The organism is Nonomuraea sp. NPDC050451 (assembly GCF_044458585.1).
In genome coordinates this window covers 772,900-797,057 of the sequence record NZ_JBITHZ010000002.1, presented here as the reverse complement: position 1 = coordinate 797,057, position 24,158 = coordinate 772,900, and the positions used below count along the sequence as shown (strand labels likewise).

Genomic DNA, 24,158 nt, shown 5'->3' with positions numbered 1-24,158 from the left:
CCCTGTGCCCCCAGGTCCTGGTGTTCAGGCCCGGGTGGCTCTGTGCCCGGTCTCAGGCGGCCGTGCCCCGTGTCCTCGTGTTCAGGCCCCGCGTGCCTCTGTGTCCGGCCTCAGGGCTTCCTGCCTCCGCGTCCGGTCCCATGGGGTCAGGCGCGGCCCAGTACGCGGTTGAGGGCAGCTTCCACCTCCGCCGAGAGGCCGGGGGGTGAGGGCGGTGGGGAGGCGGGAGAGCCCGCGAGCGCGTCGGAGCGCGCCAGCCGTACGTCGCCGCAGGACCGGCACTCCACCTCGCCCAGCCGGCAGATCAGCGCGACCGACCCGCAGGCCGCGCACGAGTCGAGGTCGAGGTCGTGCAGCCGCTGACAGTCCGGGCAGATCAACACCTGCGTCTCGTGGTGCACCCCGCGCTGCCACGGGCTGGCGCCGCGCACCGGGTCGGTCTGCCGGGCCCCGCATCGGTAGCAGGGCATCGTTCCCTCCGAGGTCAAGAAATGTCGGCGAGTGCCTTGGCGTAGTCGGCGATGTCGCGTGCGGCGGAGGTCGGATTGACCACCGACCACCGGATCACGCCCTCGCCGTCGATGATGAAGGTCCCCCGAAGAGCGAACCCCTTCGCCTCATCGAACACACCGTACGCCCGCGCGACCTGTCCGTGTGGCCAGAAATCGGAGAGCAGCGGAAACGTATAACCCTCGCGATCCGCCCATGCGCGGTGCGTGAACATGGAGTCGACGGAGACGGTCAGCAGTTGTGCCCCGTCGAGCGGCTGGTCGCGCAGCGCGGACAGCTCACCGTGACAGATCCCGCTGAAGGCAAGCGGGTAGAAGACCAGCACGACTTTGGAGCCCCGGAACTGAGACAGGCTCACCGGGGTGCCGTGCTGGTCCTGCAGCTCGAAATCCGGAGCCAGGGCGCCGACCTCGGCAGGATGTGCGTTCACAGGCATCATCCTGCCGCACGGAAGGCGCTCGGGCTCCCTACCGTTTGCCCTTGGGCGTGACGAGCCTGGTGCCGGACCAGTCCGGTGCGGCGGAGATGCTGCTGGTCTGCGAGAGACCCGCGGTAGCGGCATCCTCCCCGATGTCGCTCGGCTCCACGTGGCCGTCGCGTCCGGCCTTGGGAGTCAGCAGCCAGATCCGGCCGCCGTCGGCGAGTGCTCGCATGGCGTCGCTGAGGGCGTCGAAGAGGTCTCCGTCGCCGTCGCGCCACCACAGCAGCACCACGTCCACGACGTCGTCGCTCTCTTCGTCCAGCAGCTCGTTGCCGGTCAGGTCCTCGATGGAGTCGCGAAGTTCGTCGTCGACGTCCTCGTCCCAACCGATCTCCTGCACCACCTGACCCGGCTTGAGGCCGAGCCGTTCGGCCAGGCCGCGCTCGCCCTGCGCCTGACCCGCGGTCGCGCTCACGTTTATCCCTCCTGCTTGAGTGGCCCCGCTTATGCGGTTTATCGCTTCGGCACAGTCCACACGCTGTGACCCTCAGTCGTCAACGGTCGCCACGGGTACGGCCGTAGTCGGCCAGAATCAATCAGACAAAAACGACAGGCGAACCTGGCGTTGCCGGTTGTCGACGTTCAGGTCGACGAGTGCGATCGACTGCCACGTGCCGAGCGCCAGACGCCCGCCCAGCACGGGGACTGTGGCGTACGGCGGGATCAGCGCGGGCATGACGTGTGACCGTCCGTGGCCGGGCGAGCCGTGGGCGTGACGCCAGCGGTCGTCGGGCGGCAACAGGTCGCGCAGCGCGGCGAGCAGATCGTCGTCGCTGCGCGAGCCCAACTCGAGCAGGGCGACGCCGGCGGTCGCATGGGGCACAAAGATATGCAACAGCCCGTCTTCGCCCTGCGTGCGCACGAAATCAGCGCATTCAGCGGTGATGTCGTGCACTGTCTCTCGTGACCCGGTGGCCACAGAGATGATTTCAGATCTCACAGGGAAATCTTACTTATGCACCACGACGGCATCCGGGCCGGGAAACACCAGTCCGGTGTGCCCGTCGTCGAAGCGCACCATGTAGGGAGGCCCGCCGTCGAGGCCCTGGACCTCCACAATCACACCACTCCGGTCCCCTTCGCCAACGGCATGCCCGTGCACCAGGAGCCGGTCTCCTACCGCAGCATTCATATAACCCACATTGGTACGCGGGGGGCCGTCCGAAAAGAGTGATTCGGAAGTTTTGCTCCCCCTCTGGAGGGGCGGAGAAAAATGACCGAAACGTTACGTGGGGCTGAGGTGGCGTTGCGGGCTCCGGGGGTGGATGGCGGTGCCGTGTGGGTGTCCCGCGGGGCTGGTGGAGTGGGCAAACCTTGGGATGGCTGACCCCGACTGAGCGCTCCGAGTGCCAAAGGGGCCTGAGAGGTGGAGGAGACTCCATGGTCCGAGGGAGGCGCCATGGATCTGAGGGTGGTGCGCCGTGGGTGATGGGACGTGCCATGGATCCTGAGAGGCGCGCCGCGGCGTAAGAGGTGACGTATCGAGGGCCAGTGGGGTGTGAGGGGCGCCACAGGCCTGAGAGATGGCAGGGCGGCATGGTCATGATCAGGGGAGATGTGCTCATGGGCGGCCCTTCGTCCGGCGGGCCCCGTCGCGGACGAGGTGGGAGGGGGGCCGCTAGACTCGCCCGTCACGTCGCGCCGTCCCAGGTGAGAACCTCCTCCCTCCGGGGGAGAGTGGAGGGTGCAGGGACCCAGGAGTCCAGGGACATTCGAGCGAAATTTCGTTCGTTTTCCTGTCTTGTTAAATTGCTCCCGGGATGTAACCTTTGGTGGCGATTCGTCCTACCATCGGTGGTCTAGGCCATCTGATCTGTCTCTGCCAGCAGGGACACCACTGGTTACCGGTCAGTAGAGATGCGTTTTCTACGGCTAGCGACCAGGATGGAAGGCGACCCAGACCAGACATCAGTCATCCTCGGAAGGCGAGACCCAGTGGCTTCCGGACGCCAGCGATTCTCGATCATCAGCGACGGCCTACCCAGCCAGCTGCCTGATGTCGACCCCAGCGAGACCAACGAGTGGCTCGAGTCTCTCGACAACGTCGTCAAGACCGAAGGCCGCACCAGAGCCCGCTACCTCATGCTGCGCATGCTGGAGCGGGCCCGCGAGCACCAGGTCGGCGTGCCGGGTTTGCGGAGCACCGACTACATCAACACGATCCCGCCGGAGCGCGAGCCCTGGTTCCCCGGTGACGAGCACGTCGAACGCCGCATCCGCGCCTACATCCGCTGGAACGCGGCCATCATGGTGTCCAGGGCCAACGCCCGCACCAATGTCGGTGGTCACATCGCCACCTACGCCTCCGCCGCCTCCCTCTACGAAGTGGGCTTCAACCACTTCTTCCGCGGCAAGGACCACGGCGAGTCGGGCGACCAGGTCTTCTTCCAGGGGCACGCCGCGCCGGGCATCTACGCCCGCGCCTTCCTCGAGGGCCGACTCAACGAGGCCCAGCTCGACGCGTTCCGCCAGGAGCTGTCGCACGGCTTCCACGGCCTGCCCTCCTACCCCCACCCGCGCCTCATGCCGGACTTCTGGGAGTTCCCGACGGTCTCCATGGGTCTCGGCCCGATCGGCGCGATCTACCAGGCGCGGTTCAACCGCTATCTGCTCAACCGGCAGATCAAGGACACCAGCCGCAGCCACGTGTGGGCGTTCCTGGGCGACGGCGAGATGGACGAGCCGGAGTCGCTCGGCGCGATCGGCCTGGCGGCCCGCGAGGAGCTCGACAACCTCACGTTCGTGATCAACTGCAACCTGCAGCGGCTCGACGGTCCCGTACGCGGCAACGGCAAGATCATCCAGGAGCTGGAGTCGTACTTCCGCGGCGCCGGCTGGAACGTCATCAAGGTCGTGTGGGGCCGCGACTGGGACCCGCTGCTGGCGGCCGACGTCGACGGCGTGCTGGTCAACCAGATGAACACCACGCCCGACGGCCAGTTCCAGACCTACTCGGTCGAGTCCGGCGAGTACATCCGCGAGCACTTCTTCGCCGGTGACCCGCGCCTGCGCAAGATGGTCGAGCACCTGACCGACGACGACATCCGCAAGCTGTCGCGCGGCGGCCACGACTACCGCAAGGTCTACGCGGCGTTCAAGGCGGCCCGCGAGCACGTCGGCCAGCCGACCGTGATCCTCGCCCAGACCATCAAGGGCTGGACGCTGGGCAAGGACTTCGAGGCGCGCAACGCCACCCACCAGATGAAGAAGCTCACCAAGGCCGAGCTGAAGGAGTTCCGCGACCGGCTCTACCTGCCGATCCCGGACTCGGCCCTGGAGGCGGACCTGCCGCCGTACTTCCACCCGGGCGAGAACGACCCCGAGATCCAGTACATGAAGGAGCGCCGCGCGGCGCTCGGCGGCGTGCTGCCCAAGCGGGTCATGCGCGCCAAGCCGGTCAAGCTGCCCGGCGACGAGGTCTACGGCGGCTTCGCCAAGGGCTCGGGCAAGCAGCAGGTCGCCACCACGATGGCGTTCGTGCGGCTGCTGAAGGACCTCATGCGCGACAAGGAGATCGGCCACCGGTTCGTGCCGATCATCCCGGACGAGGCGCGCACGTTCGGTCTCGACGCCATGTTCCCGACGGCCAAGATCTACTCCCCGCACGGCCAGACGTACGAGGCCGTCGACAGGGAGCTGCTGCTGTCGTACAAGGAGGCCACGCAGGGGCAGATCCTGCACGAGGGCATCAGCGAGTCGGGCTCGATGGCCTCGGCCATCGCGGCGGGCAGCGCCTACGCCACGCACGGCGAGCACATGATCCCGATCTACATCTTCTACTCGATGTTCGGGTGGCAGCGCACCGGCGACCAGATGTGGCAGATGGGCGACCAGATGGGCCGGGGCTTCCTGCTCGGCGCCACCGCGGGCCGCACCACGCTCAACGGTGAGGGCCTGCAGCACGAGGACGGCCACACGCCGCTCATCGCCTCCACCAACCCGGCCGCGATCTCCTACGACCCGTCGTGGGCGTTCGAGGTGGCCCACATCGTCAAGGACGGCCTGCGGAGGATGTACGGCGACCAGCCGGAGGACGTCTTCTACTACCTGACCGTCTACAACGAGCCCTACCTGCAGCCCGCCCAGCCGGTCAACCTCGACGTGCAGGGCCTGCTCAAGGGCCTGTACAAGTTCGCCGAGGGGCCGCAGGCCCAGGGTCCGAAGGCCAACATCCTGGCCTCCGGCGTGGCGGGCCCGTGGGCGATGGAGGCGCAGCGGCTGCTGGCCGAGGACTGGGGCGTCTCGGCGGACGTGTGGTCGGCGACGTCGTGGTCCGAGCTGCGCCGCGACGCGCTGGCCTGCGAGGAGCACAACCTGCTCAACCCCGACGCCGAGCAGCGCGTCCCGTACGTCACCCAGGCGCTCTCCCAGGCGCAGGGCCCGTTCGTGGGCGTCAGCGACTACATGAAGGCCGTGCAGGACCAGATCGCGCAGTGGGTGCCGGGTGACTGGTCCTCGCTGGGCACCGACGGGTTCGGCCTGTCCGACACCCGCTCGGCGCTGCGCCGCCACTTCCACGTGGACGCCGCCTCGATCACGCTGGCCGTGCTGACCAGCCTGGTCAAGCGGGGCGAGCTCGACGGCGAGGTGCTGCGCGAGGCGATCGCCCGCTACCACCTCAAGAACGGCGTCACCGAGGCGGGCGGCGCGGAGAGCAACGACACCCAGTCGATGGGCGTCTGAGTCATCCAGGAGCGGCGCCCCCGCGAAGAACCTTTCGCGGGGGCGCCGTCATTTCCGCCGCCCGCGGCGTTCGGCCTGTGAGGCGGCACGTTCAGGAGGGGTACGTGCCGCCTCACCCAGGTATGGTGCGGCGTCACGTATTGTGGGCACTACTTCCCCCTGAGAGACGAGGGAGAAGTCTGTTTATGCGACGCGTCCTAGCCGCCCTGCTCATCCCGGTCGTCGCCGGTTGTTCCACCGTGCCGGCCGAGCCCGCCACGCAGTCGACGGCGGACACCGGCACGATCAGCTGGGGGCCGTGCACCGACATCAAGCGTCCCGGCGGTGAGTCACCGGCCAGCCAGGACAGTTCTGTACGGTGCGGGAAGCTGGCCGTTCCGCTGGACTACAACAAGCCCGGCGGGGAGAAGCTGGACCTGGCGCTCATCAAACTGTCCGCCACGGGCAAGAACCGGCTGGGTTCGGTGGTGTTCAACTTCGGCGGTCCCGGCGCCTCCGGCGTCGACACGCTCGACCAGGCCGCCAAGGCGCTCACGGCGCTGCGCGCCCGATACGACCTGATCAGCTTCGACCCGCGCGGCGTGGAGCGCAGCTCCGGCGTGCGCTGCGGCGACACCGTGGAGATGGACAGGTTCACCGCGCTGGACACGCTGCCGTCCGACAAGCAGACCCACCAGGAGACAGCGGCCGCCAACAAGCAGTTCGCCGCCCTCTGCCAGCAGAACTCCGGCAAGATCCTCCCGTACGTCGGCACCGTGAACGCCGCCCGCGACATGGACCGGATCCGCGCCGCGGTGGGCGACGCCAAGCTCAACTACATCGGCATGTCGTACGGCACGCAGCTCGGCGCCGTGTACGCCACCGAGTTCCCCAAGAACGTGGGCCGCATGGTGCTCGACGCGCCGCTCGACCCGACGGTGACGTTCGAGCAGCGCACGCTGGTGCAGACCCGCGGGTTCCAGAAGGCGTACGAGAGCTTCCTGCGGTCGTGCGTCAAGAACAAGTGCGACATCGGCAAGGACCAGGAGAGCGCCAACACCAACGTCGACAAGCTGCTGAACCAGCTCACCGCCCAGCCGCTGAAGGTCGGCGCCCGCGAGCTCACCCAGGGGCTGGCCGCCACGGGCGTGGCGGCGGCGCTGTACTCGGAGCTGACCTGGCCCTTCCTGGAGCAGGCGCTCTCGGAGGCGATCAAGGGGCGCGGCGAGGCGCTGCTCTACCTGGCCGACTCCTACACAGGCCGCTCCCAGGACGGCAAATACTCCACGCAGATGACCAGCTTCCCGGCCATCACGTGCGTGGACACCTCCGAGCGGCCCAGCGAGGCCGAGCTGCGCCGCACCGAGGCGGCCGCCATGAAGATCTCGCCGCTGTTCGGCAGCGAGGGGTCCGGCGGGCTGTGCCGGGTCTGGCCGGCCAAGGGCAGCGATCAGGCGCGGCACGTGAACGCCACCGGCTCGGCGCCGATCGTCGTGATCGGCGGCAAGGGTGACCCGGCCACGCCGTACGAGTGGGCGCCCAAGCTGACGGCCCAGCTCAAGACCGCCAGGCTGGTGACGTACGAGGGTGAGGGGCACGGCGCCTACCTGTCGGGCAGCAAGTGCGTGCTGGAGCTCGTGGACTCGTACCTGATCGACGGCAAGCTGCCGCAGAAGGGCACGACCTGCCCTGCGGCCTAGGGTGGGGCCTGTGAGATACGAATCGCTCATCGACACCGAGGCCGCCCGCCTGGTGGCCCTGGCCACGGACCTGTCCGTCCCGGTGCCCACGTGCCCGGGATGGACGTTCGCCGAGCTGATCACGCACGTCGGTCAGACGCACCGGTGGGCCACGCACGTGCTGCGCGACCAGGTCCAGGAGCGGATCTGGTCGCGCCAGGTGCCCAGCGGGCTGGCCGAGGGCCAGAGCGGCGACGCGGCCTGGCTGAGCGCCGGGGCGGCCGAGCTGCTCGACACGCTCCGCGCCACCGACCCTTCGCTGTCGGTGTGGACGTGGGGCCCGGACCGGCAGGCGTCGTGGTGGTCCCGCCGGATGCTCTTCGAGCTGGTGATCCACCGGGCCGACGCGGAGCTCGCGCTCGGCATCGACCCGGTCGTCCCGGCCGAGGTCGCGATCGACGGTGTCGAGGAGTATTTGCACAACCTGCCGTACGCGACCTGGGTGACCCGGTCGCTGGCTGGGCTCGAGGCGGAGGGGGCCACGATCCACCTCCACGCGAACGACGCCGACGGCGAGTGGACCATCACCCAGGGCCCGGCCGGGACGGTCGACTGGGCGCGCGGGCACACCAAGGGCGACTGCGCCGTCCAGGCGACGGCCCAGGACCTGCTGCTCATGCTCTACGGCCGGCGCTCGCCCGAGGCGCTGACCGTCTACGGCGACGCCGACCTCCTCAAGCGCTGGCTGTCCAAGGCCGCCTTCTGACGCGGGGGAGATGGGCCCTGGACGCGCCGCCGCTCGGCGATCGGCGGCGTGCCCAGGGCACGGGGTGAACCGCTCCTAGGAAGCGGCCCGTCCGTACGCCGGGGGTCAGCGGGGAAGGCGTTCTCCCCGGCCCTCGAACGGGTGATTCACCTGTGAGGGGAAGCTTTCATGGCGTCACCTGCGATGGAAGATCCCGAAGACGCTCCCGGACGTGTCATGCAGGTAGGCGAAGTCGGTGCCGGCGCCGTCGTCGATCACCTTCATGATCACCTTGCCGCCCAGCGACTCGCTCTTGGCGCAGGCCGCCTCGACGTCGGCCACCTGCACGTGGAAGATCGCGTGCGCCGGGAACTCGCCCTTGGTGTTGAACAGCCCGCCGCCGGGCTGCTCGCCACCCGGCCGGCCGATCATCCGGTAGTCGATCGGCCCCTCGCCGGCGGTGAACGTCCAGCCGAACAACCCGCCGTAGAACGCCTGGGCGCCTTCGGGATCGTCGGTCGCGATCTCGAACCAGGTCACGGTGTTGTCCATCGTCGTCTCCTCGTCACTGACTTTCTCGAACAAGACAACGATCTAACGGTGGGGCGACAACCCTATGTCGGTGTTTTCGATTGACTAATCGAGCACAGCGGCGTCCACGATCATGTTGGGCACATCGGCGGCGAAGCCTTCGAGCGGCCGGTCGGGGCTGCGCTCGGCGGTCACGGTCGCGGCGGCGATGCGATCGAGCCGGAAGACCCGCACGTCATCGCGTAACCGGCACCAGGCCACGAGATACCAGAAACCGCCCCGCCCGCCCAGGAACACGCCCGGCTCGACGTCCCGCGAGGTCAGCGCGCCCTTGGCGTCGGCGTATTCGAGCCTGAGCACGCGCCGCCGCAGCAGCGCCTCCTCGATGGCCCGGGAGATGCCCTCGCCCCCGAGGGGCTGGATCTCGGGGGAGCCGGGATCCGGCGGGTGGTGGACGAGCTGCACCCGCCGCGCCAGCTCCCTGGCCAGCTCGCCCTCGGAGCCCGGCATCGCGGCCACGACCTTGCGTAACGCGCTGCGGGCCTGCCGGCCGAACGGCTGGTCACCGGCCTGGCTGAGCGCCACCGCGATGGCCACCGCCTCGGCCGGGGTGAAGTTGAGCGGGGGCAGCGACATCTTCTTGTCGATCGCGTAACCGCCCTTGCGGCCCGGCTCGGCGTAGATCGGCACCCCTGACTCCTGCAGGGCGGTGATGTCGCGCTCGATCGTGCGCACGCTCACCTCGAACCGCTTGGCCAGCTCGCGGGCGGAGCGGCAGCGGGGCGCGATGGCGCGCAGGTCTTCGACGAGCGCGTAGAGCCGGTCGGTACGATTCACAGCCGCGACGCTACGCGGCGCCACCGACAATCATGGTTCGCGCGCCGTCCTGGCCACGCGCGCCTCACCCCGCCGCCACAGGGGTCTCACTACACCGGGCAGGCCGTGCTGGTGCCCGTGCGGATCGAGTAGAGGACGACCTGGCGGTAGGCCGCCGGGACCACGGCCCTGCCCGCGCACAGGACGAAGTCGCCGCCCAGCGAGTGCAGCACCACCTGGCAGCCGGGCAGCGGGCTGTTGTCGAAGGACCCGACCCGCTGCCCGGGAACCCTGCCGATGAAGTTGTCGCAGGTGTCGTAGCTGACGGAGTTGGTCGGGCGGGAGAAGGCGGTGTCGGAGTAGAGGGTGAGCCGGGCCGTCGCGGCCCCGGCCGGAGCGGCCGCGAGGGCCAGTGCGGAGACGATCGTGGCGGCCACGCAAGCCGCGCGTGCTCGCTGACGTAACATGTCGCTCCCCTGGAGTCGTGAGCTCGCCGGAGCGCGGCGCACTCCCCGTGCCGAAGACCCCGTCGCCGCGCCTTGCTGGCCTCATCATTTGCGAGTGCCGTGCGGCTGTAAAGGCGCGGCCCGGGGTCCGGCGCGGTCAGGTCACCCCCGGGTCTCGACCCAGACGCTGACCGTGGTGTGCGGTGTGATGCCGGTGTAGGAGACGGTGCCGACGGGCTGCCACGGGCCTTCGATCGGGATCAGGCCGACCTCGGGCAGGAAGTGCCGTTGCAGGACCCGGATGCGGTGCTCGCCGGTGCCCGACGTGCACAGGCTCGTGGCCCAGCGATCCTGGGTGTTGAGCTGGGTCGTGCAGCCGGAGGGGGAGGCGTGGGCGGCGGGGACGGGGCCGAGGACGAGGGCGGCCGTCAGGAGGGCGGCGGGGGCGGCCCATCTTCTCGCGTTCATGGCTGGCTCCTTGGAGGAAGGGGTGGAGCGGGCGAGAATGCTTAGGAAAGTTTCCTAAAAGATGGGCGCGCCGTCAATGCACCTACCAGCGATGGTGGACCTGCGGCCGGATCAGGTCGTCGTAGACGGCCTCGACCGCTTCGAGCGTGGCCGGGGGAAGCGAGGAGAACGCCGCGGCGGCCGCGTTCGCGGTGGCCTGGGACGTGTTGCGGGCGCCGGGGATCACCACCGACACGCCGGGCTGGTCGAGGATCCAGCGGAGCGCGAACTGGGCCATCGTCAGGCCCTCGGGCACCAGGGGAGCCAGGCGGCGGACCGCCTCCAGGCCCGTGCCGAAGTCGACGCCCGAGAAGGTCTCGCCGACGTCGAAGGCCTCCCCCTGCCGGTTGTAGTTGCGGTGGTCGTCGGTGCCGAAGGTCGTGTGCTCGTCGTACCGGCCGGACAGAAGGCCGCTGGCCAGCGGGACCCGGGCGATGATGCCCACCCCGGCGGCCCGGGCGGCGGGCAGGACCTGCTCCAGCGGCTTGAGCCGGAACGCGTTGAGGATGATCTGCACGGACGCCACCCCCGGCCGCGCGATCGCCGTCAGCGCCTCCTCGCACGTCTCCACGCTGACCCCGTACGCGGCGATCTTCTGCTCGGCCACCAGCGTGTCCAGGGCGTCGAACACGGCGTCCGTCGAATACACCGGGGTCGGCGGGCAGTGGAGCTGGACCAGGTCGAGGGTGTCCACGCCGAGGTTCTGGCGCGAGCGCTCATTCCAGGCCCGGAAGTTGGACATCACGTAGTTGGAGGGGATCTGCTCCAGCCGGCGGCCCATCTTGGTGGCCACGGTCAGCTCCGGCCGCCCCTTGGCGAAGCGGCCGACGATCTGCTCGCTCCGGCCGTCGCCGTAGACGTCGGCCGTGTCGATGAAGGTGACCCCGGCGTCCACGGCGGCCCCCAGGGTGGCGAACGCCTCGTCCTCCGTCACCTGGCCCCAGTCGGCGCCGAGCTGCCACGCGCCGAGGCCGACTATGCCCACCTGGCGTCCTGTTCGTCCCAACGTGCGTTGTTCCATGGGAACAGTCTCCCGGATGGGAACCGCACCCCGCCCCGAGGGCTAGGCGGCCGAGCAGCGGGGAGGCGGCGCTGACCGCAGCCCGGCGCGAGCAGGTCGCTCACCGCGAGCCGGCCCCCGGGGTCCACTATCGGGGCCGGTAACAGCAGCGCAGCCCCGTCTGCACCGTGGCGCGCAGTTCCTCCCCGATCGCCGGGTCCACCGCCGAGATACGCGCCAGCGCCCGCCTGATCGCCTTGCCCACGGCGATCCTGGCCCGCTCCTCGCTCCCCGTGAACGGCCGCGCCCGCCCGCCGATGCCCGTCGCCGCCGCCAGCTCCGCCACCAGCCACTCGCGCTCCAGCCGCAGCCCCGCCGCCCGCTCCAGGTCGTTCATCGACTCCAGCTCGTCGATCTCCGCCTCCAGCTGGCCCAGCCGCTGCCGGTAGGTGTCCCTGGCCTGGTCGTCCAGCACCGGCTGGGCCGACCCGCCCTCGGGCTCGCGCGTCCAGGTCCCCGCGGCCAGGTCGGCGGCGAGGATCTCCCGGCCCGGATTGGCGACCAGCGTGGCCAGATGTCCCATCCCGACGCTGTGGTCGACGAGCGCGAGCCGCCCGCCCAGTTCGACCTGCCAGTGCCGCCCGTGCCTGCGGAACCGGCCGCCGCCCTGCCCCGCGGACGAGCCCCCGACCACGGACGGCAGCACCATGCCCAGCTCCCCGGCCTCCCGCGCGGCGGCGGCCTGCTCCCGGTTGGCCGCCTGGTCCCGCGCCCCGTCGCGCAGCGCCAGCGCCTGCCCGAGCCGCCACCTCGACAGCGCGGCGGCCGGCCAGTGTCCCAGGGCGAAGTTCCCCCGCACGGCCGCCCGCAGGTGCTCCACGGCCGTGGAGAGGTCCCCGGTGGTGAGCGCGGCCATGCCCAGCGAGTGGTGCACGGAGCCGAAGCAGGCCACGCCCAGGCTGGCGACCACCGGCAGGTCAGCGAACGGGCGCAGCAGCGCGTACGCGCGGGCGGCCGTGTCCGGGTCATGGAGCAGGTGGGCGGTCTCCACGACGCAGTACATCGAGACCAGCCACGTGCTCGACCCCGGCATCTCCTCCACGCGCAGCCTGGCCAGGTGCCCGGCGGCCGCGCGCCGGTCGCCCGCGACGGCCGCGGCCAGCGCCAGGCCCGCCAGGTACGAGTTGTCGATCGGGCTCAGCGTGGGCGAGCTGACCAGGTCCGACAGCACGGGCAGCAGCTCGGCAGCCCGGCCCTGGAACCAGCGGATGGCGCCGAGCTGGCCGCCGTACCAGCCGGTCGCGTCCATGTCGCCGGCCGCCACGCCGCGCTCGAAGCACTCGCCGGCCCGCTTCTCGGCCTCGGCGAAGCGGCCCGCGCGGATGGTCAGCATGACCTCGATCGCCTCGACCACGTACCCGACCGCGAGGTGGTCGTGGCCGGCCAGCAGGCCGCGCAGCTCCTCCAGGCCGCGCTCCGCGTGCGGGTCCGCGGCCAGGTAGAGGTCGACCGTGCGCCACAGCAGGCCCATCAGCAGGTCGCCCCTGCGCTCGGTGACGGCGGCCTGGCCGATCAGCTCCCCGGCCAGCTCCAGCCTGATCGCCGCGTGCTCGGGGCCGAGCAGGCAGTGGTGCGCCAGGCTCAGCGCCTCGGCCAGCGCCTGCGCGTCGCCGGAGCCCCTGACCTCGGTGAGCAGCCGCATGATCGTGACGTGCCGGCCCGCGCGGTAGTCCTCCTCGCCCCGCATCCGCACGTGCAGCCGCAGGGCCGTCGACGAGCGGGGGTCGATCAGGGACAGCGCGTGCCGCTGGCGGGCGCGTACCATCTCCGACTCCGCACACGTCCTGTGCTCGTGCACCCAGATCCCGCCCAGGCCCAGCGCCGCCCGCGCCAGCGACGACGGGTCGCCGCAGAGCTCGGCCAGCCGGTACGCCGAGTCGAACCAGCGCCGCGCGGTCTGCAGGTCGCCGTTCACGAACAGCGCCCGCTCGCCCAGCACGAGGGCCAGCTTGAGATCGGGGCACGAGGGCAGGAGTACCCCCCGTTGCTGTGCAACGCTCATCGGTTCCGCTCCCCTGTCCGATACCTTGACTGAGCGTCTGCCACGGTCCCCGAATACCGTTCTGAGAACTACGACGTTTGACACACTGGGCGGGTTCAATCCGGCATGGCCATACGCTGGGTGCCATGATTCGCCCCGCGACACCCGCCGACGTGCCCGAAATCGTCAACATGATCCGTGAGCTGGCCGAGTACGAGAAGGCCTTGCACGAGGCGAGGGTGACCGAGGAGCAACTGCACACCGCGCTCTTCTCCGACCGCCCCGCCGCGTTCGTCCACATCGCCGAGCACGACGGCGAGGTGGCCGGCTTCACGCTCTGGTTCCTGACGTTCTCGACGTGGCGGGGCGTGCACGGCATCTACATGGAGGACCTGTACGTACGCCCCCGGCACCGGGGCGGCGGCCACGGGATCTCGCTCATGAAGGAGCTGGCCGGGATCTGCGCCGAGCGCGGCTACCAGCGCTTCGAATGGTCGGTGCTCGACTGGAACGAGCCCAGCATCGGCTTCTACGACAAGCTCGGCGCGGTGCGCCAGGACGAGTGGCTGAAGTACCGGCTGACCGACGAGCCGCTGCGGCGCCTGGCCGGCCGCCAGGACTGATCGCTCACGTATCGTGACAAGCCACGCATGAGATTACGGCTGATCATCAGGCTGTATTACGAGCGTGTTTCCGCTGTGACGCATGTGCGTGGCTTGTTACGCCGGTGAATCACACGTAACGAACGCACAGCCACGGATCGTCAAAGTGCGTAACGCGCGCTTCCTACCTTGGAGTTCCCCCCGGACGCCGAGTGTAGGAGAAAGTCGATGGCGCGCTGGATCGCCGAGTGGCACCCCGATGACCCAGCTTTCTGGGAGAGTTCAGGCAAGCGCGTCGCACGGCGCAACCTGATCTTCTCGATCGTCGCCGAGCACCTCGGCTTCACCGTGTGGACGCTGTGGAGCATCGTGGCCACCAAGATGGGGGTCTACAAGTTCTCCACGGACCAGCTCTTCTGGCTGGTCGCGCTGCCCAACCTGATCGGCTCGGTGCTGCGCGTGCCCTACACGTTCGGCCCGGCCAAGTTCGGCGGGCGCAACTTCACCGTGGTGAGCGCGGCATTGTTGCTCATCCCGGCGGTGTTGCTCGGCGTGGCGGTCGGCAACCCGGACACGCCGTACTGGCTGTTCCTGGTGATCGCGGCGCTGGCCGGAGTCGGCGGGGGGAACTTCGCCTCCAGCATGGCCAACATCACCTACTTCTACCCTCGCCACAAGCAGGGGGTCGCCCTGGGGCTGAACGCCGCGGGCGGCAACATCGGCGTCAGCTCGGTCCAGCTCGTCATGCCGCTGGTGATCGGCGGGTTCGGGCTGGCCGCGGCGGGGTGGTTCTGGATCCCGTTCATCGTCGTGGCCGGCGCCTGCGCCTTCTTCTTCATGGACAACCTCACCAGCGCCAGGGCCAACCCGCGCGAGCAGCTCGCGGTGGCGGGCAGGGCCCAGACCTGGATCATGTCCTTCCTGTACATCGGGACCTTCGGCTCGTTCATCGGCTACTCCACGGCCTTCCCGCTGCTCAGCAAGAGCCTCTTCCCCGAGGCCCCCTTCGCCGTCGTGGCGTTCGTCGGACCGCTGCTGGGCTCGCTGATCAGGCCGGTCGGCGGCTGGCTGGCCGACAAGCTCGGCGGCGCCCCCGTCACGCTGTGGAACTTCGCCGGGATGGGCGGCGGCGTGCTGCTGGTCTGGCTGGCCAGCACCTCCGGCAACTTCTGGATGTTCTTCCTGGCCTTCCAGCTCCTCTTCGTCACCGCCGGCATCGGGAACGGCTCCACGTACCGCATGATCCCGGCCATCTTCCAGGCCAAGGCCCTCGCCGAGCGCGGCGAGGGCGAGGAGACCCTGCTGTACGGCAAGCGCCAGGCCTCGGCCGCCATCGGCATCATCTCGGCGGTGGGAGCGCTGGGCGGGTTCCTCATCAACCGGGCGTTCGGAATGTCGTTCGCCGCGGCCGGAACCCCGGCGCCCGCCTTCCTCGCCTTCGGAGCCTTCTACGTGTCCTGTTTCGCCCTGACCTGGTGGTGCTACACCCGCAAGGTCGGCGTCTCGGTCGTGGCCAGCCTCGCCTATGCCCGGGTCTGACCTCATGACTGAGCCCGTGAAGACACACTGCCCGTACTGCGCACTCCAGTGCGGCATGGAGATCGGTCCGGGGCCGGCCATCAGCCCCAGGACCGACATCCCTGCCAACGCCTCCGGCGCGCTGTGCCAGAAGGGCTGGACGGCGGGCGAGCTGCTCACCAACGGCGAGCGCCTGACCACCCCGCTCCTGCACGGCGAGCCCGTGGAGTGGGAGGTCGCGCTCGACTACGTGGCGGAGCGGCTGTCCGCGATCCGCGCCGAACACGGCCCCGACGGCGTGGCCGTGTTCGGCGGCGGCGGGCTCACCAACGAGAAGGCCTACACGCTCGGCAAGTTCGCCAGGGTCGCGCTGGGCACCAGCCAGATCGACTACAACGGCCGCTTCTGCATGTCGTCGGCGGCCGCCGCCTCGATCAAGGCGTTCGGGATGGACCGCGGCATGCCGTTCCCCATCACCGACCTGGCCGAGGCCGACGTCGTGCTGCTGGCCGGCGGCAACGTCGCCGAGACCATGCCGCCCTTCGTGCGCCACCTGTCGGGCCCCCGGGTGATCGTCATCGACCCGCGGCGCTCCCAGACGGCCAAGCTGGCCTGGCTGCACCTGCAGCCCACGCCCGGCACCGACCTGGCCCTGGCGCTCGGGATGCTGCACCTGGCCATCGCCGACGAGCTCGTGGACGAGGCGTACGTGGCGGCCAGGACCACCGGCTTCGAGGAGGTCCGCACCTCGCTGGCCGCCTGGTGGCCGGAGCGGGTGGAGCGGATCACCGGGGTGCCGGTCTACCGGATGCGGCAGGCGGTCCGGGCGCTGGCCGCGGCCGGCAACGCGTACATCCTGACCGGGCGCGGCGCCGAGCAGCACGCCAAGGGCACCGACACGGTCAGCGCGTTCATCAACCTGGCGCTGGCGCTGGGACTGCCCGGCCGGCACGGCTCCGGGTACGGATGCGTGACCGGGCAGGGCAACGGCCAGGGCGGCAGGGAGCACGGCCAGAAGGCCGACCAGCTCCCCGGCTACCGCAAGATCGACGACCCGGCGGCCCGCGAGCACGTCGCGGGCGTGTGGGGCGTCCCCGCCGACAGCCTCCCGGGGCCGGGGCGGTCGGCGTACGAGCTGCTCGACGCCCTCGGCACCCCCGGCGGGCCGCGGGCGATGCTGCTGTTCGGCTCCAACCCCGTGATCTCCGCGCCCGCCTCCGAGCACGTGGCCGAGCGCATCGCCTCCCTCGAACTGCTCGTGACCTGCGACTTCGTCATGTCCGAGACCGCGGCGCTGGCCGACGTGGTCTTCCCGGTGACGCAGTGGGCCGAGGAGACCGGCACCATGACGAACCTCGAAGGCCGCGTCCTGCTCCGCAACCGGGCCGTGGCGCCGCCCGAGGGCGTCAGGAGCGACCTCGACGTGCTCGCCGGCCTCGCCGAGCGGCTCGGGCACCGCTTCGAGACCGAGCCGGTCAAGATCTTCGACGAGCTGCGCCGGGCGAGCAAGGGCGGGGCGGCCGACTACTCGGGCATCACCTACGAGCGCATCACCGCCGAGAAGGGCGTCTTCTGGCCCTGCCCCGAGCCGGAGCACCCCGGCACGCCGCGCCCGTTCCTCGACTCCTTCGCCCACCCGGACGGCCGCGCCAGGTTCGTGCCCGTCCAGCACCGGCCCGCGGCCGAGGAGACCGACGAGGACTACCCGATCTACCTGAGCACCGGACGGGTGCTCGCCCACTACCAGAGCGGCGCCCAGACCCGCAGGATCGCGTCGCTCGTCCAGGCGGCTCCCGAGCCGTTCGTCGAGCTGCACCCGGATCTCGCCGAGCAGCTCGACATCTCGCCCGGGGACGTCGTACGGGTCAGCAGCAGGAGAGGCGAGGGGAAGGCCGTGGCCAGGATCAGCGACGCCATCAGGCGCGACACCGTTTTCATGCCCTTCCACTGGGAGGGCGCCAACCGGCTCACCAACCCGGCCCTTGATCCGGCATCGAGGATGCCGGAGTTCAAGGTCTGCGCTGTCAGGGTGGAGAGGGACTCTTGACTTCCTCCACACGGCCGAAGCCGGGGGATTCCAGCCCTCGCGGGTGGATCTTCCTGCTTCACAGGGCCGCGCCGTCGCCGCTCTCACGGGTCGGGTCTTACCAGCCCTCCACAGGCGTTTCACCTCTCCGCCAGCCCGGCGGCGAGGGCACTGCAGGCCATGCACATGGTGGCTTGGTTATCGCCACCGCCGAACACGATACCGAACCCTGCGGCATCGCGCCGGGGGTCTCCACGATCGAGGAGATTCGATGAGGCTCGTCGTCGTCGGCAACGGGATGGCCGGGTCGCGGCTGGTCAACGAAGTACGGACCAGGGACCCGCACATCAGGATCACGATCTTCGGCGCGGAGTCGCGCCAGCCGTACAACAGGGTGCTGCTGTCCAACGTGCTGGCCGGCAGCTCGCGTCCCGAGCAGGTGAGGCTGCTCGAATCCTCCTGGTACGACGCCCACAACGTCGAGGCCGCCTTCGGTGACGCGGTCGCCCACATCGACAGGGAGACCAGGCACGTGGTGACCGAGGGCGGGCGGCGCGAGCCGTACGACCTGCTGGTCCTGGCCATGGGCAGCGAGGCCATCGTGCCGCCGATCCCCGGCGTGGAGCGGGCCATCCCGTTCCGCACGCTCGACGACTGCGAGCGCATCATGGAGGCCGCCGACCAGGGCCGCAAGGCCGTGGTCGTCGGCGGCGGCCTGCTCGGCATCGAGGCCGCGCGCGGGCTGGCCGGGCGCGGCCTGCCCGTGACGCTGCTGCACCTGGCCGGGCACCTCATGGAACGCCAGCTAGACGTCGAGGCGGGCGAGGTGCTCGGCGAGACGCTCGCCGGGCTCGGCGTCGAGATCCGCACCGGCGTCAGCGCCGAGGCGGTGCAGGAGGACGGCGTCCGGCTGGCCGGCGGCGAGCTGATCGAGGCCGACCTCGTCGTGCTGGCCTGCGGCGTGCGCCCCGTCACCGGGCCGGCCGCCGCGGCGGGGCTGGAGGTGCGGCGCGGCATCGTCGTGGACGACGAGCTGCGCACCGACGACCCGTCGATCTTCGCCGTCGGCGAGTGCGCCGAGCACGACGGCACCGTGTACGGCCTGGTCGCCCCCGCCTGGGAGCAGGCCGCCGTGGCCGCCGACGTCATCACCGGCGGCAAGGCCCTCTACCGGGGCTCCCGGCTGGTCACCAGGCTCAAGGCCAGGAGCGTCGAGCTGGCCGCCATGGGCGAGACCCAGCTCACCGAGGAGCACGCCGAGGTGGTGCGCTTCAGCCACCGGGCCCGCGGCACCTACCGCAAGCTCGTCATCCGCGACGGGCGGCTGGTGGGCGCGATCCTGCTGGGCGAGAGCGACGCCGTGGGCACGCTCACCCAGCTCTTCGACCGAGGCGCGCCGGTGCCGGGGGACCGGGCCGGGCTGCTGTTCCCCGGGCTGTCGTCGGCGCCGGTGGCCGACAGCCCGACGCTGATGCCGGACGCGGCCAAGGTCTGTCAGTGCAACAACGTGACCAAGGGTCAGATCAGGGCGTGCTGGGAGGCCGGGGCCCGCGACGTGGCCGGAGTGGCGGCCGCGACCAGGGCGACGACCGGATGCGGTACCTGCCGCGACGCCGTGGAGGGCATCGTCGGCTGGCTGTGCGAGCAGGAAGGGATTTCAGTATGAGCAGGATCGTCGTCGTTGGGTACGGGCCGACGGCCCACCGGCTCGTCGAAACCCTGGTGGACAAGGGCTTCGACGGCAGGATCACCGTGATCGGGGAGGAGCCGCGGCCCGCGTACGACCGGGTGGCCCTGACCTCCTACCTCTCCGGCGTCACCGTGGAGGACCTCACCTATGAGGTGCCCTCGGGGGTCGTGACGAGGCTGAGCAGCCGGGTCACCGGGATCGACCGGGAGGCCCGCGAGGTCACCCTGGCCGACGGCGCCACTGAGCCCTATGACGTGCTCGTGCTGGCCACCGGGTCGGCGCCGTTCGTGCCGCCGGTGCCGGGCGCCGAGCACGCCTTCGTCTACCGGACCATCGACGACCTGGACGCCATCCGGGTGGCCGCCAAGGACGCGGTCGAGGGCGTCGTGGTCGGCGGCGGGCTGCTCGGCCTGGAGGCCGCCGACGCGCTGCGCGCGCTCGGGCTGAAGGCGCACATCGTCGAGATGAGCCCCTGGCTGATGCCGCGGCAGGTGGACGAGGGCGGCGGCTCGGTGCTGAAGTCGCACATCGAGGGCCTCGGGCTCAGCGTGCACGCCGGGGCGGGCGTCCAGGAGATCGTCGCCGACGACGACGGCCAGGTCGTGGGGCTGCGCAAGCCGGACGGGACGCTGGTGGACGCGCAGGTCGTGGTCTTCTCGGCGGGCATCCGGCCGCGTGACGAGCTGGCCAGGTCGTCCGGGCTGGCGGTCGGCGAGCGGGGCGGCATCGTGGTCGACTCCGCGATGCTCACCTCCGACCCCTCGATCTACGCGGTCGGCGAGTGTGCGCTCGTCGGCGGCATGGTCTACGGCCTGGTCGGGCCGTGCAACACGATGGCCGAGGTGGCGGCCGACCGGATCATGGGCGGGTCCTCGGCCTTCGAGGGCGCCGACATGTCCACCAAGCTCAAGCTGCTGGGTGTCGAGGTGGCGCAGTTCGGGGCCATGTCGGGAGCGCTCGACGTCACCTACATGGACCCGGTGGGCGGCGTCTACAAGAGGCTGTTCATCAGCGACGACGCGAAGACTCTGCTCGGCGGCATCTGCGTGGGCGACGCCTCGCCGTACACGTCGCTGCGGCCCTTCGTCGGCAAGGCGCTGCCCGCCTCGCCGTCCGACCTGCTCTTCAGCGGGGCCGGGGCCAGCCTCGACCTGCCCGACGAGGCGCAGGTGTGCTCCTGCAACAACGTGTGCGCGGGCGACGTCCGCACGGCCATCGCCGACAAGGGCGTCACCGACGTGCCCGGCATCAAGGCCTGCACCCGGGCCGGCACGACCTGCGGCAGCTGTGTGCCGATGCTCAAGCAGCTGCTGGAGAAGTCGGGCGTCGAGGTCAGCAAGGCGCTGTGCGAGCACTTCACGTACTCGCGGGCCGAGCTGTTCGACATCGTACGGGTCCGCAAGATCACCACGTTCTCCCAGCTCATCACCGAACACGGGCAGGGCAGGGGCTGCGACATCTGCAAGCCGGCCGTGGCCTCGATCCTGGCCTCGCTGTACAACGGCCACGTGCTCGAAGGCGAGCGGGTCGCGCTGCAGGACACCAACGACCACTTCCTCGCCAACATGCAGAAGAACGGCACGTACTCGGTCGTCCCGCGCATCCCCGGCGGCGAGATCACCCCCGACAAGCTCATCGTGATCGGCGAGGTGGCCCGCGACTTCGGCCTCTACACGAAGATCACCGGCGGACAGCGCATCGACCTGTTCGGAGCCCGGGTCGAGCAGCTGCCGGAGATCTGGCGGCGGCTGGTGGACGCCGGGTTCGAGTCCGGCCACGCGTACGGCAAGGCGCTGCGCACGGTGAAGTCGTGCGTGGGCTCGACCTGGTGCCGCTACGGCGTGCAGGACTCGGTGGGCATGGCCATCGCGCTGGAGCTGCGCTACCGCGGCCTGCGCTCGCCGCACAAGCTCAAGTCGGCCGTCTCCGGCTGCGCCCGCGAGTGCGCCGAGGCCAGGTCCAAGGACTTCGGGATCATCGCCACCGAGCAGGGCTGGAACCTGTACGTCGGCGGCAACGGCGGCTTCAAGCCCCGCCACGCCGACCTGCTGGCCACGGACCTGAGCTCGGAGGAGCTCATCAGGACGATCGACAGGTTCCTCATGTTCTACATCCGCACGGCCGACCGGCTGCAGCGCACCTCCACCTGGCTGGAGTCGCTGGACGGCGGGCTCGACTATCTCCGCGAGGTGATCATGGAAGATTCGCTCGGCATCTGCGCCGATCTGGACGCGCAGATGGAGAACCACATCGCCACGTACGCCGACGAGTGGGCGGCCACGCTGGACGACCCCGAGAAGCTGAACAGGTTCGTCACCTTCGTCAACGCCCCCGGGACCCCTGACCCGTCGATCGTCTTCGCCAGCGAGCGCGGCCAGATCAAGCCGGTGATGGCCCGATGAGCTGGACGAGGGTCTGCGACTACGAGGCCATGCTGCCGGAACGCGGCGTCTGCGCCCTGGTGGGCGGCGAGCAGGTGGCCGTCTTCCGCACCCACGACGGCACGCTGCACGCGCTGGGCAACCTCGACCCGTTCAGCGGCGCGTACGTGCTCTCGCGCGGCATCGTCGGCACCAGGAAGGGCGAGCCGACCGTGGCCTCGCCGCTGCACAAGCAGGTGTTCTCGCTGGTGTCGGGGCGGTGCCTGGACGAGGACGCGGTGTCCGTGCCGGTCTACCAGGTACGGGTGGCGGACGGCGGCGTGGAGGTCGGCGCCTAGTCGCCCGCCAGGACCAAGCCCAGGTCGTAGGCTCGCACGACGGCCTGGGTGCGGTCCCTCGCGCCGAGCTGGTCCAGGACGTTGCCGACGTGCGTCTTGACCGTCTCCCTGGTGACGTACAGGGCGGCGGCGATCTCGGCGTTGCTCAGGCCGCGGGCCAGGTGACGCAGGACGTCCAGCTCCCTGGGCGTGAGGTCGTGAGCGGCGGCACGCGGGCGTGGGGCGGCGATGCGGCGCAGCGCGTCGGGGAAGAGCACGCCGTCCCGCAGCCGGATCGCCGTGACCAGGTCGGCGGCGGGGGAGCGCTTGAGCACGTAGCCGGCCGCGCCCGCGCGGCCCAGCCCGACCGCCGCGTGGCCGTCGGCCGCCTCCCCGATCACCTCGATGTCCTTGTAGAGGGAGAGCATGGTGGCCCAGCCGGAGCGGATGAACGGCTCGTCATCGGCCGGCACCACCCGGATCCTCCGGCTCATCGCCAGCGCCAGCAGCCCGGCACTCAGCGTCGCCCCCCACGAACAGGTGCAGCGCCGTTAGAGACCGGGTCGGCGCGATCCGGCACGGCCACCCCGAGCAGCTCCGACAGGGCGATGACCTCCAGCCGCCGCACCACGGGCAGGCCTGCCACGAGCGCCGACGCGGGCAGGCACGCCGCCCACAGCAGCAGCACCCGCGCCGGAGACACCTCCGTCACGAGCGCCACGGCCAGAACCGCCGCCGCCGGCGTCAGCAACGCCGCGCCGAGCAGCTGGTACAGCACCGCCTTCCAGGGGCATCCAGGGAACCGCCACGGCTCCAGAAGCCAGCCGACGGCCCCTGGGACCGCCTACCTCGCACGGGGGAGAGCGGGCTCGCCGCTCCCCTGCTCAGACCGGAGCGATGCCGTTATGGCATATCGGCTGCGCCGACAACAGACAGACGGCTATGCTCCAGTCTCCACCGGGGGGTAGACGTGCGGGCTTCGATGGGCCAGCGGCAAAACGCAACGCCGTCCTGAATCGATGCTGTCGCAACGTTCGGCGTCCTCGCGCTGGGGGAGGGGTTCGGCGTTCGCCTGGATTCGCGGCACTGGACGGACGCTATCGGCGGCGCCCTGTGCGCTGGTCTCGGTGCGGCAACGATCGAAGCTCTGACCGGTCTCATCAAACCCAGTGAACCGTTACCGTGAGTAACACCTCAACGAGCTAAAGCCGTCGTGCGGAGTGGCCAAACGCCGCATTCGTTCATGACGGGCGCGGGCATCAAAGCGGCCATGAGCAAGGTTTTTCAGCGCTGGGCGCTGCTACCGGCGGCGATCGTCCCCGTCCTCCTGGTCGCCGGTTGCGACGTGGGTGGTGACAGTACGCAAGCGATGAAGGCGGCCGCGACCCCGACCGGGACGATGACGGCGGCGAGCGGGCAGCCGCGCGGCGTCGTCGAGTCCTACTTCAACGCGCTCAAGGCAGGGAACGTGGACCAGATCGTCGGCACGTTCGCGCGCGACGCGGTGGTCGAGATCGACGGCGAGGCCACGGCGGAGGGCCCCAGGCGATCCGCACCCTCTACCAGCAGCAACTGCAGGGCGCGACCGACCTGTTGTCGGCCACGCACAGCATCGTGGACGTGCGCACGACCGGTGGCGAGAACGCCGTCGTCCGCTCGGGGAGCAAGCAGGGGGACGAGAGGTTCCGCGAGCTGTTCCTGCTCGGCAAGGAGGGCGGGAAGTGGAAGATCTCGGGGTTCATGAACAACCAGTCGTCCTGACCGCCGCCACCTCGGGAATGGACTGGGTGCCGTTTACGTGACGTTCGCCGGGAATGGCGGTAATTCCGGGACGGATTTACCGGGCCGGTTATGGGCGGTCGGTCGCGGGGCGGCTACGACTGCGCGGTGCCGCGCGGGATGCGCGGGGTGATGCGGCCGTGGTCGACGAGCGCCAGGTAGACGGCGAAGGCGCCCCGCGCCCACGTTTCCGCCTGTCGCGCGGTCAACCTGATCTCCTCGCCCTCATGCGAGACGATCATGTATCCGCCCCAGGGCGTACTCCGTCGCCACGCCACCAATACGTTCTCGTAAACGAGGACGTCGAGCATTGCGGTCACATATGCACGTCCGGTGGCGGACACGGCGCAAGCCTCCTCGCTCCCCGCCGAATTTCTCGCCTTTCCTTCATTGTGCGCGCCGTATCGGGAAATGTCGCAGGCCGGTC

General features: G+C 70.3%; 24 protein-coding genes. 10 read left to right on the top strand and 14 right to left on the bottom strand.

The window, feature by feature from the left end:
• Window positions 1-146: 146 nt before the first annotated feature.
• From ACIBI9_RS09730 to ACIBI9_RS09710, 5 genes are all read right to left on the bottom strand, one after another.
• Window positions 147-470 carry a hypothetical protein gene (locus ACIBI9_RS09730; RefSeq protein WP_397221530.1) on the bottom strand — a complete coding sequence of 108 codons (324 nt, stop codon included), beginning with the start codon at window positions 468-470 and terminating at the stop codon, window positions 147-149.
• Between the two features lie 14 nt (window positions 471-484).
• A complete protein-coding gene (locus tag ACIBI9_RS09725; protein WP_397221837.1) occupies window positions 485-946 on the bottom strand; it encodes a peroxiredoxin in 462 nt (153 codons plus the stop codon).
• A 31-nt stretch (window positions 947-977) separates the two neighbouring features.
• Window positions 978-1,406 (bottom strand): DUF3052 domain-containing protein, encoded by a 429-nt coding sequence (locus ACIBI9_RS09720; RefSeq protein ID WP_397221529.1) that lies wholly within the window; start codon window positions 1,404-1,406, stop codon window positions 978-980.
• 117 nt (window positions 1,407-1,523) lie between these two features.
• Window positions 1,524-1,931, bottom strand: a complete 408-nt coding sequence (locus ACIBI9_RS09715; RefSeq protein WP_397221528.1) for a secondary thiamine-phosphate synthase enzyme YjbQ — start codon at window positions 1,929-1,931, stop codon at window positions 1,524-1,526.
• 9 nt (window positions 1,932-1,940) lie between these two features.
• Window positions 1,941-2,123, bottom strand: a complete 183-nt coding sequence (locus ACIBI9_RS09710) for a DUF1918 domain-containing protein (RefSeq protein WP_192786669.1) — start codon at window positions 2,121-2,123, stop codon at window positions 1,941-1,943.
• 803 nt (window positions 2,124-2,926) lie between these two features.
• On the opposite strand from ACIBI9_RS09710, the gene aceE reads away from it, so the two are divergent.
• The 3 genes from aceE to ACIBI9_RS09695 all read left to right on the top strand — a co-directional run bounded on the left by aceE (window position 2,927) and on the right by ACIBI9_RS09695 (window position 8,098).
• A complete protein-coding gene (aceE, locus tag ACIBI9_RS09705; RefSeq protein ID WP_397221527.1) occupies window positions 2,927-5,674 on the top strand; it encodes a pyruvate dehydrogenase (acetyl-transferring), homodimeric type in 2,748 nt (915 codons plus the stop codon).
• Between the two features lie 185 nt (window positions 5,675-5,859).
• Window positions 5,860-7,353 carry an alpha/beta hydrolase gene (locus ACIBI9_RS09700; protein WP_397221525.1) on the top strand — a complete coding sequence of 498 codons (1,494 nt, stop codon included), beginning with the start codon at window positions 5,860-5,862 and terminating at the stop codon, window positions 7,351-7,353.
• Window positions 7,354-7,363: 10 nt separating this feature from the next.
• The gene (locus ACIBI9_RS09695; RefSeq protein WP_397221524.1) at window positions 7,364-8,098 is read left to right on the top strand and encodes a maleylpyruvate isomerase family mycothiol-dependent enzyme; all 735 of its coding nucleotides are present in this window, start codon (window positions 7,364-7,366) and stop codon (window positions 8,096-8,098) included.
• Window positions 8,099-8,272: 174 nt separating this feature from the next.
• On the opposite strand, the gene ACIBI9_RS09690 is transcribed toward ACIBI9_RS09695, so the two are convergent.
• The 6 genes from ACIBI9_RS09690 to ACIBI9_RS09665 form a co-directional block, all read right to left on the bottom strand.
• Complete coding sequence (locus ACIBI9_RS09690; RefSeq protein ID WP_397221523.1) at window positions 8,273-8,629, bottom strand: VOC family protein; 357 nt, start codon at window positions 8,627-8,629, stop codon at window positions 8,273-8,275.
• An 84-nt stretch (window positions 8,630-8,713) separates the two neighbouring features.
• Complete coding sequence (locus ACIBI9_RS09685; protein ID WP_397221522.1) at window positions 8,714-9,445, bottom strand: helix-turn-helix transcriptional regulator; 732 nt, start codon at window positions 9,443-9,445, stop codon at window positions 8,714-8,716.
• An 89-nt stretch (window positions 9,446-9,534) separates the two neighbouring features.
• Window positions 9,535-9,891, bottom strand: a complete 357-nt coding sequence (locus ACIBI9_RS09680; protein ID WP_397221521.1) for a hypothetical protein — start codon at window positions 9,889-9,891, stop codon at window positions 9,535-9,537.
• A 141-nt stretch (window positions 9,892-10,032) separates the two neighbouring features.
• Window positions 10,033-10,338 (bottom strand): hypothetical protein, encoded by a 306-nt coding sequence (locus ACIBI9_RS09675; RefSeq protein ID WP_394490595.1) that lies wholly within the window; start codon window positions 10,336-10,338, stop codon window positions 10,033-10,035.
• Between the two features lie 82 nt (window positions 10,339-10,420).
• Window positions 10,421-11,398: an aldo/keto reductase gene (locus ACIBI9_RS09670; protein WP_397221520.1), complete on the bottom strand. Its 978-nt coding sequence runs from the start codon at window positions 11,396-11,398 to the stop codon at window positions 10,421-10,423.
• 127 nt (window positions 11,399-11,525) lie between these two features.
• Window positions 11,526-13,439, bottom strand: a complete 1,914-nt coding sequence (locus tag ACIBI9_RS09665) for a hypothetical protein (RefSeq protein ID WP_397221519.1) — start codon at window positions 13,437-13,439, stop codon at window positions 11,526-11,528.
• Window positions 13,440-13,537: 98 nt separating this feature from the next.
• Between ACIBI9_RS09665 and ACIBI9_RS09660 the strand changes: the two genes are divergently transcribed.
• The 6 genes from ACIBI9_RS09660 to nirD all read left to right on the top strand — a co-directional run bounded on the left by ACIBI9_RS09660 (window position 13,538) and on the right by nirD (window position 21,973).
• Window positions 13,538-14,041 carry a GNAT family N-acetyltransferase gene (locus ACIBI9_RS09660; RefSeq protein ID WP_397221836.1) on the top strand — a complete coding sequence of 168 codons (504 nt, stop codon included), beginning with the start codon at window positions 13,538-13,540 and terminating at the stop codon, window positions 14,039-14,041.
• A 207-nt stretch (window positions 14,042-14,248) separates the two neighbouring features.
• Window positions 14,249-15,559, top strand: coding sequence for an MFS transporter (locus ACIBI9_RS09655; RefSeq protein WP_397221517.1), 1,311 nt, complete (start codon window positions 14,249-14,251; stop codon window positions 15,557-15,559).
• A 4-nt stretch (window positions 15,560-15,563) separates the two neighbouring features.
• Complete coding sequence (locus ACIBI9_RS09650; RefSeq protein ID WP_397221516.1) at window positions 15,564-17,585, top strand: molybdopterin oxidoreductase family protein; 2,022 nt, start codon at window positions 15,564-15,566, stop codon at window positions 17,583-17,585.
• A gap of 250 nt (window positions 17,586-17,835) precedes the next feature.
• Entirely contained in the window at window positions 17,836-19,230 is a 1,395-nt protein-coding gene (locus ACIBI9_RS09645; RefSeq protein WP_397221515.1) for an FAD-dependent oxidoreductase, read from the top strand.
• Window positions 19,227-21,656, top strand: coding sequence for a nitrite reductase large subunit NirB (gene nirB / locus ACIBI9_RS09640; protein WP_397221513.1), 2,430 nt, complete (start codon window positions 19,227-19,229; stop codon window positions 21,654-21,656). Before ACIBI9_RS09645 ends, nirB begins: the two co-directional genes overlap by 4 nt.
• The gene (gene nirD, locus ACIBI9_RS09635) at window positions 21,653-21,973 is read left to right on the top strand and encodes a nitrite reductase small subunit NirD (RefSeq protein ID WP_397221512.1); all 321 of its coding nucleotides are present in this window, start codon (window positions 21,653-21,655) and stop codon (window positions 21,971-21,973) included. Before nirB ends, nirD begins: the two co-directional genes overlap by 4 nt.
• Here the strand turns inward: nirD and ACIBI9_RS09630 are convergent.
• Complete coding sequence (locus tag ACIBI9_RS09630; RefSeq protein WP_397221511.1) at window positions 21,970-22,446, bottom strand: response regulator transcription factor; 477 nt, start codon at window positions 22,444-22,446, stop codon at window positions 21,970-21,972. The genes nirD and ACIBI9_RS09630 overlap by 4 nt on opposite strands.
• 23 nt (window positions 22,447-22,469) lie before the next feature.
• Complete coding sequence (locus tag ACIBI9_RS09625; RefSeq protein WP_397221510.1) at window positions 22,470-22,730, bottom strand: hypothetical protein; 261 nt, start codon at window positions 22,728-22,730, stop codon at window positions 22,470-22,472.
• 842 nt (window positions 22,731-23,572) lie between these two features.
• Between ACIBI9_RS09625 and ACIBI9_RS09620 the strand changes: the two genes are divergently transcribed.
• On the top strand, window positions 23,573-23,713 hold the full coding sequence (locus tag ACIBI9_RS09620; protein ID WP_397221509.1) for a hypothetical protein: 141 nt from the start codon (window positions 23,573-23,575) through the stop codon (window positions 23,711-23,713).
• A 113-nt stretch (window positions 23,714-23,826) separates the two neighbouring features.
• On the opposite strand, the gene ACIBI9_RS09615 is transcribed toward ACIBI9_RS09620, so the two are convergent.
• The gene (locus ACIBI9_RS09615; protein ID WP_397221508.1) at window positions 23,827-23,973 is read right to left on the bottom strand and encodes a hypothetical protein; all 147 of its coding nucleotides are present in this window, start codon (window positions 23,971-23,973) and stop codon (window positions 23,827-23,829) included.
• Window positions 23,974-24,158: the final 185 nt, after the last annotated feature.